We start from the raw sequence: 12,739 nt of genomic DNA, 5'->3' as shown, positions 1-12,739 counted from the left end.
ATACATTTTGGATTTAATTGATCTTCATTGTCATATACTTCCAGGTGTTGACGATGGTTCTAAGAACATGGATATGTCTTTAGAGATGTCCAAGGATGCTGTGAAGCAAGGTATTACGCATATTTTATTAACGCCACATCATATGGATGGAGAATACACAAATCATAAGGTTGACGTTATTAGAAAGACCGGGGAGCTTCAAAATGAATTAAATGACGCTGGGATTCCCTTGACGGTCTTTCCTGGGCAAGAAGTACATCTAACTGGTGACTTGTTAAAAGCATTAGATGATGATGATATTCTATTCATGGATGAAACTAATCGATACTTATTGTTAGAATTTCCGCATAGTGGCATTCCTGAATATACTGAGGACATGATTTTTGAGTTGATGGCTCGAGGTATTACGCCAGTGTTGGCGCATCCAGAGCGTAACCATGGATTTCAAAAGGATCCGGATAGATTGTACGATTTTGTACAAATGGGGTGTTTGACGCAGCTCACTAGTAGTAGCTATCTTGGAGTTTTTGGAGATAGTGTAGAAAAGCTAACAGAAAAAATAATTAAATCAGGATTAGGATTTGTTTTTTCTTCGGATGCACATAACTTTAAGGGTAGACGTTTTTTGATGGCAGATGCTTTTCAAAAATTGATTAAAAAAGAGGGATTACGGGAGGCAGAATTATTTAATGATAATGCAAAATCAATCATTAATGGTGAAACTATCGCGGTTCCGCATATTCAGAAAATCTCTACAGTTCATAGGAAATGGGGGTTTAAGTTGTTCTAATGGAAGTGAATACAAAAACTGATATTGAAACTAAAAAGATGGATTTTGAAATACAGACGGGAACTAGTTATTCGAAATCGTATATCTTTTTTAAGAGATTCTTTGATATTTTGGTGTCCATTTTAGCTCTTATTTTTTTAAGTCCCATTTTTCTTGTGGTGTGGATTATTGACTCTCTGGATGCAAGTAATCAAGGGCCGATGTTTTATGGACAAGTAAGAATGGGCTTGAATGGTAGAAAGTTTAAAATGTATAAGTTCAGATCGATGGTAGTAGATGCTGATAAAAAATTGAAAGAAAATGAAGATTTATATAAAAAGTATGTGGCAAACAATTTTAAATTAGAGCCGCAAGACGATCCTAGAATTACTAAAATGGGTAGAATATTGCGTGAAACATCGATTGATGAAATCCCTCAATTTATAAACATTTTAAGAGGAGACATGAGTTTAGTTGGGCCTCGACCAGTTGTAGAGCCAGAACTGGTCGAATATGACTCAAGAAAGTTATTATCTGTAAAACCCGGTGCGATGGGATTGTGGCAAGCAAGTGGCCGAAGTATGATAGGTTATCCTGAACGAGCAAATATTGAAATGAAGTATATTGAAAATGCTTGTATAACATTTGATTTTAAAATAATAATAAAGAATCTAATAAATATCTTTAGTCGAAAGGGCGCTTACTAAGTTCACCCAAAGAAGCGTGCCATAGATGACACGCTTTAGTTGTCTTATAAGATTACGTTGGAACATAGGATTGTAGGATTAATGTTTATACGTATTGAACAGTAATTGTAAATACTAGTTTGAGAATGCTTCAGTTGAAATTTTTTTAGAGAGCGGGGTATTCGTGGTTAAAACAAAAATATTGGTAGCAACTCACAAAAAGTTTGCAATGCCAGAGGATAAAGGGCTTTATTTACCGGTATTAGTTGGAGCGGTAAGAAACTATAGAGCGAGTATAGAGTATCAGCGAGATGATTTTGGAGACAATATTTCGAATAAGAATCCTAATTACAATGAGTTGACTGCGATGTATTGGGCATGGAAGAATCTTTCTGGAGTAGAGGCAATCGGATTAGTACATTATCGTAGATACTTTTTTGATGGTTATATGAAAAATGGGTTAAAGAATGTTCTCAGCATGGATGAAGTTGATAGGCTTTTGCAAAAGAAAAGCCTTGTAGTACCGTACAAAAGGCATTATTATATTGAAACGAACTATTCTCACTATGTACATGCTCACCACAGCTTACCATTGATTGAGTTGAGAAAGATTATTGCGCAACGTAATCCTGCGTATCTTTCAAGTTTTGATCGAGTTATGTCACGCCGTAGTGCACATATGTTTAATATGTTTATTATGAGAAAAAAACTGTTTGATGCTTATTGTGGCTGGTTATTTGGATTGCTCCAAACCTTAGAGAATACAATTGATATTTCAAATTACTCTGTGCAAGAAAAAAGGGTTTTTGGATATTTAGCCGAGTTATTATTGGATGTTTGGATTGATCAAAATAATATTTCGTATGAAGAGGTTCCTTGGAATCAGTTAGGACCGAAACATCTTGGAAGTAAAGCCTATCATTTTATGTTAAGAAAGTTTGGTAAAGATGAAAAGACTCATTTCGAATGAGATAGGTAAAGGTGACTTATGAACGCGTTAACAGTAATTGTTCCAGTGCATAATAGTGTGTCTACATTGAACAGATGCTTTAAATCTATTTGCTTGCAAACTTTTAAGGATTTCTTGGTAATTATTGTTGATGATGGTTCAACTGATGGTAGTAATGCCCTTTGTCAGAAATGGGTCGAAAAAGACAGTCGCTTCCATTTATATAATAATTATTCTCAGAAGAAGGGAGCTTCTGCGGCAAGAAATATGGGCTTGGCACATGTTACTACGCCATGGGTAACCTTTATTGACAGTGATGATTGGATTGAAAAGTATCATTTTGAAAATTTGATGAATAATCTTGGAAACTCCGATATAGGAGTTTCCAGTTTTACAAGTTCAGAGCAAGAAGTAGTAGCTAGGGGAAGTGCTATTCAGAATCTTTCACATGATGAGCTGCTATGTGAAGTTTTAGGATTGAATTTAGTCTCTGGTTACTTATGGAATAAGATTTTTAAGCTCGAAATTATAAGAGAAAATAATATTAGTTTTGATGAGAATGCGGTATTGAGTGAGGATTTGGAGTTTGTTGTCCAATATTCAGTGTTCTGTAATCAAGGCTTTTTTATAAAGTCACCAAAGTCTTATCATTACATAAGACGAAATGATTCTCTGACAAGAAATAAAAATGGTGAAGTACAAAAGTATTGTGATGAATATAGAACTGTTAAGCGCATTCGAAATAGTGTCCGTGGTGAGAATAATGTTGTGAAGAACGCTGCGAAAAGTCATTATGCTATTACAGCAAATAATCTCTACAATGTAATAAAAAAGAGTGAACAAAGGAATAACTATAAAGAACAAATGAGTGGATTGAGGGTGGATATTTTATCCGTCATTATACCGTACACTCTTAGTAAACAATATAAATTTCGTAATAAAGCGTCGGCATGGTGGACACTGATTTTTGGACCATTTTGGGAGAGGTGATTGAAATTTGAAAATATTAATTGTTACGCCAGGCCTTTCTGGGAAGGGTGGTACGGAACGAGTTGTTACAGACTTAGTAAATGATGATATTTCAAATACATATTCATTGTTTGTTTATGATATTGAGAATAACGGAGAATGGTTAAATCAGGTACAAATTTCTGAATCAAGAAAGTCCTTCAATAATGGAGAGCTTAAAATCAAGAAGATATTTAACCTATACAGGTTTTTTATTAAATCAAATCCAGATGTACTTCTTATCCTTGGAACCAAGCAATTGAGCTTTTTTTCGGCTCTAAAAAAGCTATTTAGATTGAAAGTTAGACTCATTTTTTGGCCTCACTTTTCAATCAATAATGAGACGAGTTTCCAAAAAAAAGAAATTTCAAAATCTGATTTTTATTTTGCTATAAGTTCTGGGATAAAGAAGCAATTGGTGGCACACGGTATTTCTCCTCGAAAAATCTTCACGGTTTTTAATCCAGTGAAAAAACAGGTGGAAGTTGTTAAAGTACCGTCCGGAAATATAACGAAGTTTGTAATGCTTTCACGTGTTCAGTATCAAGGCCAAAAGAACTTGAGAGAAATTTTTCTAGCCTGTGCCAATTTGAAGGGAAATTGGAAACTTGAAATTTATGGCGATACTACAGTTGATAATGGTAATGAATTACTTAAGTGTAAAAAGCTTTGCAACGAATTAGGTATTCAAGATAATGTTGTTTTTCAAGGCTGGGTGAAAGAGCCTTGGCGGCGGATAATGAGAGCAAATTGTTTGGTGCTATGTTCGAATTACGAAGGATTTCCGATGGCATTGTGCGAATCAATTTCTCGAGGAGTACCAGTAATTTCTTCTAACTGTCCGACTGGAACTGATGATATTGTCAAGGAAGGTAAGAATGGATATTTGTACAAATTAGGTAGTATTTCGGATCTGACGAATAAAATGCAATTATTCATTGATAAGGTTACCTATTTTGATGTTGATGAGGTTAAGAGAAGTCTGAATGTTTTTTATAGCGAGGCTTACATATCAAGGATAGATCGTATATTAAGGAATATAGGTGATTAAAGTTTATGAAAGTAAGCGTTATGATTACAACGCATGACAATGAAAAATATATATCGGCTTGTTTGGACTCAGTGTTACTTCAAACTTATCGGAATTTAGAAATATTGGTTATTGACGATGGTTCAACAGACAATACTGTTAGCATTCTTAATGACTATGCCCGAAGGGATCGACGAATTAGAATAATTTCTCAGTCAAATCAAGGGATTTCCGCTGCACGCAATAATGTGATTTCCAATGCAAGTTGTGAATATTTAACATTTGTAGATGGTGACGATGTCATTTTACCAGATTATATAGAGTATCTGGTAGAACTTGTAGAGAAGTTTCATGTAGAATTAGCAACATGTACCCATGAGAGCATACAAAGAGGGGCAAATGTGAGGCAGATCAAGGACCCCAAAGAGTATGTTTTAACAGATGAAGAATATTTTTCTAAGCTGGGAAATAATGATCTTCCGTATCAGTTAGGAGTAGCGCCTTGGGGGAGGCTTTATGCTAAGAAGTTATTCGATCATATTCGATATCCGGTTGGAAAAAAGTTTGAGGATTCTGCTACAACATACAAAATTATCCTTGCAGCGGGTAGTACGGCTGTTGGAGAAAAAATTAAGTATGTATATTATAGAAATTCAGCTTCTATTGTTCAGAATAATTTTGATAAAAGTAGATTTCAATTTTTAGATGCTGAAAAGAAAATGCATGATGATGTTATAGAACTGTATCCGAAATTGCTAGCGCCAATGAATAGACGTTATCGTTACGCGTTGATGAATACTTTGGGTAATATTTTAGCATCAGGTAAACGGAAAGAATTCAAAGATGAAGTGTCGGAGATAAGTTCCTTGTTATTTCGAGATTATTGGTCATCGTTATTTGATACACATAACTCATCAAGAGATGTGTTTGGACTGATTTCGTTGGGATTTGGAGCACGTACGTATGGGGCTTCATATAAATTGTTTAAAAGATTGAAGCGTTAGGTTATAGGAGAAGCGTAGTGAAAGAGCTTATAAAGAACAGTTTTTTTTTAGGGAAGTCTTATTTGATTTTTATGTTAGTCCTATATAAAGTCGCCGATTTTATAACCCGAACTGACGCTAAAATGATTTTGTTTTGCAGTTTTTCTGGTCGACAATTTAGTGATAGTCCCAGAGAGATATATGATTCATTGAAAAATGATAAACGTTTTAAAGATTATAAGTTGGTTTGGGTTTTTAATGATCCTAGCAAGTTTAAAACTGAGTACTCCGTCAAAATGGGGAGTTGGTCTTATTATAAGGCACTTTTTAGATCGAAGTTTTGGGTTTCCAATGCAAGTATTGAGAGATTAGTACCTTACAAAGGTAAGCATGTTTATATTAACACTTGGCATGGTGTGCCATTGAAACATTTGGGACCAGATGAAGGAAACTTACCTTTTTTAGTTTCCAATTGGTATTCGAAAGTTGAGTTTGATTTATTAACTGCATGTGGTAGTTATGATTTTGAAATTTTTAAAAAAATTTTTCCGAGAAGTAAGTCTATTAAAAAAGTTGGTTTAGCGCGAAATGAGCCGCTCATAAATAGTGAATTAATAAGAAAAAAAAGTGGATTTCAAACTTATTTTGATTTAGATAAAAGCAAACAAACAATTCTGTACGCTCCAACATTTAGAGAGTATGATCTTGAAGGGAAAGGTTTTTCAGCTAATGACATGTTAAGTAGTTTGTCCGTTAAATATAATGTTTTGTTTAGAGGACATTATTTTTCAAAACTTAATATTGCAAATGATGTTATAGATGTGTCAGATTATAGTGATTTGAATGATTTATTATTGAACGTAGATATTTTGATTACGGACTATTCTAGTATCCTTTTTGATTTTTCACTATTAGAGAAACCTATTTTCCTTTATTTGTATGATTGGGATAAATATAAAAAATATCGAGGATTTTATTTGGCTCCGACAAAACTTGGAATACCATATGCTTTTCATTCACAGGACTTAGTGGATATGCTAAATCAGAAAATGGATGTTTCAATCATTGGTGTTAAACAGATTAATGTGAAGTTCCATGAAAAAAATAATGCAATTGAGACAATTACAGAGTTCATTGAGTAATTGTTCAAATGGAAAGGTGAAAAATATATGGAGGGGTATTATCTTACTATAGTTCATGCTGCTGCGAATCATGCTGGCAGTAAGGCACAGGATGACGTATGTAGCATTCTGCAACAAAAAGGGTTGAAGAGTGTTTTTCTTGATGGTGAGCAGTCAAAATGGGAAAAAAGGTTATTTTCTCGTAGCAACTTGAAAAAAAAACTGTCTTCTATCGAACCTAGAAGTAATATTTTGGTCCAGTATCCTTTTTATATGGGAAGATACACGGATCATGAGATTATTAGACAAGTAACGGAATCTTTTGAGAAATCAATATTGATGATACATGATATCCGCAGTCTGAGAAATGGATTGAGTGAAAATGATATTCGTCATGAAATTAAGATGTTTAATAAATTTAAATTTTTAATTATTCATAATGATAGTATGAAAAAATGGTTGAGTGATCATGGATGTATTGCTAATATGTATTCCTTAAATGTATTTGATTATGTGGTACCACAAAATTATGTTAATGAGGAAAAAGGCGGTTCTTATAAACGCGTTTTTTTTGCGGGGAACTTGGGAAAATCCGAGTTTATATACGATCGAAGTATTGGTGAGAATTTTGAAGTATATGGGATCAATTTAAAAAAGAAAAACTTCAAATTTAATTACAGAGGACAATTATCGCCGGATAATTTAGTTCGAGTTTTAAGTAAACAGAAGGGATTCGGGTTAGTTTGGGATGGAGCTGACGTAAGTCGTTCAAGCGAATATACTAGATATAATTCTCCACACAAGATGTCGCTTTATCTGTGTAGTGGCATGCCAGTGATTGTATGGAAGAACTCTGCACTAGCTGAATTCGTTGAGCGTGAAAAAATAGGCTTTTCTATTGAAAATATAGGTGAAATAAAGGTGAAGCTGGATTCAATTTCTACTAAGGACTACAATGTCTTGCAGTTCAATTCTGAAGAACTTGGCAAAAAGCTCAGGCTTGGGGGAAGCCTGGGGAAAGTTATTGATGATATATTTCAGGTAGAAGAGTAGTTTGTGGGGATATTATGATAAAAATTAAGACTGAAGGATTTTTGGCATATCCGCTTATTATTGCGTTGATTTTGTCTATGAATACTGTCTACTATAAGGACTACACTAGTCCTAATGTGGCTAAATTCATTGTTGGAGCAGTATTACTTTTTTCAATTGGATTAAGTGTAATCAGCGTGCTAGATATGAAGCAAAAGAAGATTTCGATTCAACCACTGTTACTATTTATTCTAAAGTATCTAGGATTGACCGGTGTTTTGTTTTTGGTGAATCTTCTTAAGGGGGGAATTGGTCTTTATAATGTTACCTTAATACTATTATTCCCTTTGTTTATTTCTCCTTTTTTATATCATGAAAAAGTAAAAAAAAGCTTTTATGTTTTGACGATTTATAAAAAAGTTGTTCTTTTTTTGAGTGTCATGTCACTCTTTTTTTGGATTTTGTCATTAATGAATGTTAGCCCAAATATGACAAAAGTAGTTTTTTGGGGACCAGTTCATCAAGTTTCAGGTTACTATAATCTTCAATTTATTCCGCAAGGATCTGTTCAATTTCTCTGGTTTACCATTGTGCGGAATTGTGGAATCTTTGTTGAAGCTCCAATGTTTGCGTTTGTGTTGTCACTTGCTTTACTCTTTCATCTCTTTATTGAACCAGACGCGAAAATACTGGGAATTCAGACAATATTATTGTCTGTGACAATTATATCAACGACATCTACAACGGGTGTGGTTGTTATGATTTTGGCGATTTTACTAGTGATTTCTAGAAGAGTTAATGGAGTTGGTAGATTTGCGTTGCTTTTTTTATTCCCGGTTGTTATGTTGATTATCTTCGTTGTAGTGCAATCAAAGGTTCAAAATATGGCCGGATCTGTTGATACTAGAATTGATGATATAATTGCAGGGGTTAGTGCTTGGAAGAGCAATCCCATTTTTGGAAATGGGTTAAAGAATATTGGTGCAATAAGCAATTACATGGATCCATCTCGAGTCTTGTCAGGTGGAAACAGTGGTTTCTCTTCCGGATTTTTCCAGATTTTGGCTTTGGGAGGAGTATTTTATACGCTGTTTTGGTTGGTAATACCACTTTTTAACTTTGCTCGTAAAAGTGTAAATTACAGGAACTTTTCAATCCTGTTTTTTCTGCTTATTTTGGTTAGTCTAGTTAATGATACATTGTTATATTACTTTGTTATTATTTTGATGATGGTGACTACAATTTGATTTTGGAGGACTTTAAAATGAAATATTTAGTTGTTGGTTCTGGTCTTTTTGGTGCTGTTTTTGCACATGAAGCTGCTAAGCGAGGCAATCAAGTTGAAGTGATTGAAAAAAGGGACCATATAGGCGGAAATATCTATACTAAAGAAGTTGAGGGTATTCAGGTTCATATGTATGGTGCCCATATTTTTCATACTAAGATGAGGGGAATATGGGAGTATGTACAAAAATTTGCTGAGTTTAATAATTATGTTAATAGTCCCATTGCAAATTATAAAGGAGAAATTTATAACCTCCCGTTCAATATGAATACATTCAATAAGCTGTGGGGGACAGTTACACCTGATGAAGCTAAAAGTAAAATTGAAGCGCAAAAGAAAGCCGTTGAAATTACCGGTAGTCCGGAAAATTTGGAGCAGCAAGCAATTACGTTGGTTGGCCCGGATGTCTACGAAAAATTAGTTAAGGGATATACTGAAAAGCAGTGGGGAAGACCGGCAACTGAACTTCCAGCATTCATTATAAGACGGTTACCAGTTAGATTCACTTACGACAACAACTATTTTAGTGATCCATATCAGGGTATTCCGGTTGGCGGCTATACACAAATTATAGAAAAGCTTTTAGACAGCGAATTAATAAGTTTGCGAACAGGTGTTGACTTCTTTGATAATAAATCGGAGTATCTTCGAGATGATACGAAAGTTATTTTTACTGGTATGATTGATGAGTTTTTTAACTATCAATTGGGTGAATTAGAATATCGTAGTCTTCGTTTTGAAACTGAAATTCTGAATGTAAACAATTATCAAGGGAACGCCGTTGTAAACTACACGGATTCGGACACGCCATTTACGCGGGTAATTGAGCATAAACACTTTGAGTTTGGAAGTGGGAATAAAAATAAGACAGTAATTACACATGAATTTCCAATGCATTGGAGTCGAGGCAGTGAGCCGTATTATCCAGTTAACAATCAAAAAAACAAGCATTTGTATGGAGAATATGTAAAATTGGCAAACAGAAAAGCTCCAAATGTTATTTTTGGTGGTCGATTAGGGCAGTACCGATACTATAATATGGATCAAACAATTATGGCTGCATTGCAGACGGTAAAAAAAGAGTTTGACTCTTAGTATGTTACTTACCATTTTGTAGGTAAGAATCTTGAGAGAATAGTTTGAAACTAAGATTGGATGGCTTGAATTGAGAGTTGTAAAAAATTTCCTTTATAATATGAGTTATCAAATTTTGGTTTTAATTGCACCGCTAATTACGGTTCCATATGTTTCACGAGTTCTTGGTGCCGAAGGAGTAGGGATTAATACTTTTACCAATTCAATAGTACAATACTTTGTTTTACTTGGTTCAATCGGTATTACATTGTATGGTAGTCGAGAAATTGCGTATGTTCAAACAGATATTGTTGAGCGTTCAAAGAAATTTTGGGAAATTGAAATGTTAAAAGGGATGACGGTTTTCATAGCATACCTATTATATTTTGGCTTCTTGTGTTTCTACGGAAAGTTCAGACTATACTTATTTTATCAATCTTTTTTAATAGTTGCGGCAGGAGTTGATATTTCTTGGTTCTACATGGGAATTGAAAATTTCAAGAGAACTGTAGCTAGAAATACAATGGTGAAAATAATTGGTATTATGTGTGTCTTTATTTTTGTAAAGAACGAATCTGATATTGGTTTGTATATACTATTGTTAGCACTAATTCAACTTTTGGGGAACTTAACTTTATGGCCTTATTTAAGAAATGATGTTATATGGCCAGGATGGAATAATTTGAAACTAAAACGTCATTTGAAGCCAGCGTTACAGTTGTTTATACCGCAGATTGCAATTCAAGTATATTGGATTTTAAATAGAACTATGCTTGGACAAATTGTGTCAGTCCAAGCGTCAGGATTCTTTCAATATGCAGATCAATTTATAAAAATGGCGTTGTCGATTGTGACAGCAACAGGGCCAGTGTTACTTCCTAGAGTGTCAAATGCATTTTCTAGAAAGGAATACAAAAAGGTTTATAATTATACGGAAATTGGTTTTGAATTTGTCAGTATGCTTGCCTTTCCAATGGCAGTGGGGATTATTGCGATTGCAAACAAATTTGCACCTTGGTTTATGGGAGAAGAATTTAATCAGGTTGGAAGCTTAATGGTTTTAGAGACACCTATTATAATTTTCATTGCTTGGAGTGGAGTAATTGGACAACAATTTTTACTTCCAACAAAGAGAGTTCCGGAGTACACGGTGTCTGTAACAATTGGGGTAATTATAAATGTTTTACTGAACATAATTTTAATTTATCCTTTTGGCACAGTGGGGGCAATGATTGCAACCGTAGTTTCGGAATTTTCTGTAACGGCCTATCAATTATTTCGTGTAAGAGACGAACTGAATATTTTAAGATTGGTTAGTGGTTGCTGGCCATACTTGGTATCTAGTTTGATTATGTACATTCCTGTTAGCTGGTTAATTAATCATTTTAAAATGGGAATTTTTTCATTGTTGCTATCGGTTAGTGTGGGAGTTCTAGTTTATGGCATTTTAATGATTCTGTTTAGACCTCCAGTTTATAGATTGGGACTTAGTATGATTCGTGGACACGTACAAAAAAGATTTGAGGAAAAGCAATGAAGAAAATTAAAAGAATGTTAAAAAAAATTGACTGGATTTACAGAGCACATAAAAAGTGGAAGTATCGTAATTATATAGATAAACATGCTATTGTTCACTTGGCTGAAAATATTGATGGCAAGGATAAAGTTGCAGTTATTTTGGCGGGTTATAAGGAAGAGCTTTGGGAAGAGGTTTTCCGAAGAATCAGTAGCTTTTTACCAAAGGATTACGACGTCTGTATTGTTTCGTCTGGGAAATATTCAGAACAATTACTAGAAATTGCACGTAATAATGGTTGGACATACATCTCTCTGAAAAGAAATAATGTTTGTGCAGCGCTGAATACAGCAATCTCTTATTTTTCGTCCGGTAAGTATTTTTTGAAAATAGATGAAGATATATTTATTAGCGAACATACTGTTAAGAATTTGGAGTTAGCGTATTGTTCGTCTTCGTTGGAATATAATCCAGGTTTTATGGCACCGTTAATTCCCATCAATGGATTTGGATATGTTGAAATACTTAAGCGCTTCGGGTGCATAAGGGATTACAATCACAGGTTTGGTGATATAAGATACAGTGCTGGGTCCGACACTCAGGTAGAAAGTAATCCGGAAGTGGCAAAGTATTTATGGAAAATAAAAGGGCTTGATCAGATGGATGATGAGCTAAATCAGGACGAGTTTAATCAAGTTTCTTGTCCAATTAGATTTAGTATAGGAATCATTTATTTTGAACGCAGTTTATGGGAGGATATGGATGGTTTTTATGTTACACCACGTGGGAATGGGCTAGGATTAGATGAAGAACAGATTGATACTTTCTGTATGCTGAAGTCTCGTCCAATGATGGTTTCAAAAAATTCTATTGCAGGCCATTTAGGATTTGGTAAGCAAAATCAAGAAATGTATAATTTTTATCGAAATAATAAAAATATTTTTGAGGCGAATTTTATAATCAAGTTAGCCACTTAGAATTTAGACCAAAATAAATACACCAAGACGTAGATTTCAGGTATCATTGGAGTTCCTACACAAACAATGAAAGAGGTCTTCGTCTTGATGCAAGAACAGCTTACCATGAATCGTCCCAAGGGTCACCACCTAACTTTGAAAGAGCGGGGAAACATTGAGGTTCTCTTCAATCACGACGGGTATTCTCGTCGTAAGATTGCCGATCTGATCGGTGTTAGTGCCCAGACCATAAACAACGAGATCAAGCGAGGCCTAGTGACCAATAAGCAGCTGGTTAACGGTAAGGAAAAGCTCTATGAAATCTACGTG

At 34.5% G+C, this 12,739-nt stretch carries 13 protein-coding genes; all 13 read left to right on the top strand.

The window, feature by feature from the left end:
• Positions 1-7: 7 nt before the first annotated feature.
• Positions 8-790, top strand: a complete 783-nt coding sequence (locus FC99_RS11150) for a tyrosine-protein phosphatase (protein ID WP_048735630.1) — start codon at positions 8-10, stop codon at positions 788-790.
• A gap of 38 nt (positions 791-828) precedes the next feature.
• Positions 829-1,476 (top strand): sugar transferase, encoded by a 648-nt coding sequence (locus FC99_RS11145; protein ID WP_048736391.1) that lies wholly within the window; start codon positions 829-831, stop codon positions 1,474-1,476.
• Between the two features lie 163 nt (positions 1,477-1,639).
• A complete protein-coding gene (locus FC99_RS11140) occupies positions 1,640-2,425 on the top strand; it encodes a DUF4422 domain-containing protein (protein WP_268872119.1) in 786 nt (261 codons plus the stop codon).
• Between the two features lie 18 nt (positions 2,426-2,443).
• Complete coding sequence (locus FC99_RS11135; RefSeq protein ID WP_048735632.1) at positions 2,444-3,394, top strand: glycosyltransferase family 2 protein; 951 nt, start codon at positions 2,444-2,446, stop codon at positions 3,392-3,394.
• Positions 3,395-3,401: 7 nt separating this feature from the next.
• Positions 3,402-4,463: a glycosyltransferase gene (locus tag FC99_RS11130; RefSeq protein WP_048735634.1), complete on the top strand. Its 1,062-nt coding sequence runs from the start codon at positions 3,402-3,404 to the stop codon at positions 4,461-4,463.
• A 5-nt stretch (positions 4,464-4,468) separates the two neighbouring features.
• The gene (locus tag FC99_RS11125) at positions 4,469-5,446 is read left to right on the top strand and encodes a glycosyltransferase family 2 protein (RefSeq protein WP_048735635.1); all 978 of its coding nucleotides are present in this window, start codon (positions 4,469-4,471) and stop codon (positions 5,444-5,446) included.
• Between the two features lie 17 nt (positions 5,447-5,463).
• Complete coding sequence (locus FC99_RS11120) at positions 5,464-6,567, top strand: CDP-glycerol glycerophosphotransferase family protein (RefSeq protein WP_048735636.1); 1,104 nt, start codon at positions 5,464-5,466, stop codon at positions 6,565-6,567.
• A 27-nt stretch (positions 6,568-6,594) separates the two neighbouring features.
• The gene (locus FC99_RS11115) at positions 6,595-7,599 is read left to right on the top strand and encodes a glycosyltransferase (protein ID WP_048735637.1); all 1,005 of its coding nucleotides are present in this window, start codon (positions 6,595-6,597) and stop codon (positions 7,597-7,599) included.
• A 14-nt stretch (positions 7,600-7,613) separates the two neighbouring features.
• The gene (locus tag FC99_RS11110) at positions 7,614-8,825 is read left to right on the top strand and encodes an O-antigen ligase family protein (RefSeq protein ID WP_048735638.1); all 1,212 of its coding nucleotides are present in this window, start codon (positions 7,614-7,616) and stop codon (positions 8,823-8,825) included.
• A gap of 17 nt (positions 8,826-8,842) precedes the next feature.
• Positions 8,843-9,958 (top strand): UDP-galactopyranose mutase, encoded by a 1,116-nt coding sequence (gene glf, locus FC99_RS11105; protein WP_048735639.1) that lies wholly within the window; start codon positions 8,843-8,845, stop codon positions 9,956-9,958.
• A 70-nt stretch (positions 9,959-10,028) separates the two neighbouring features.
• Positions 10,029-11,474 (top strand): oligosaccharide flippase family protein, encoded by a 1,446-nt coding sequence (locus tag FC99_RS11100; protein WP_048735640.1) that lies wholly within the window; start codon positions 10,029-10,031, stop codon positions 11,472-11,474.
• Positions 11,471-12,430 (top strand): glycosyltransferase, encoded by a 960-nt coding sequence (locus FC99_RS11095; RefSeq protein ID WP_048735641.1) that lies wholly within the window; start codon positions 11,471-11,473, stop codon positions 12,428-12,430. The genes FC99_RS11100 and FC99_RS11095 overlap by 4 nt, the downstream gene beginning before the upstream one ends.
• Before the next feature lie 66 nt (positions 12,431-12,496).
• The coding region (locus tag FC99_RS14255; RefSeq protein ID WP_420843329.1) for a helix-turn-helix domain-containing protein at positions 12,497-12,739 on the top strand (243 nt) is incomplete at its 3' end.

Source organism: Levilactobacillus koreensis JCM 16448, from assembly GCF_001435525.1.
GTDB lineage: Bacteria > Bacillota > Bacilli > Lactobacillales > Lactobacillaceae > Levilactobacillus > Levilactobacillus koreensis.
This window is presented reverse-complemented; position numbering and strand designations above follow the sequence as displayed.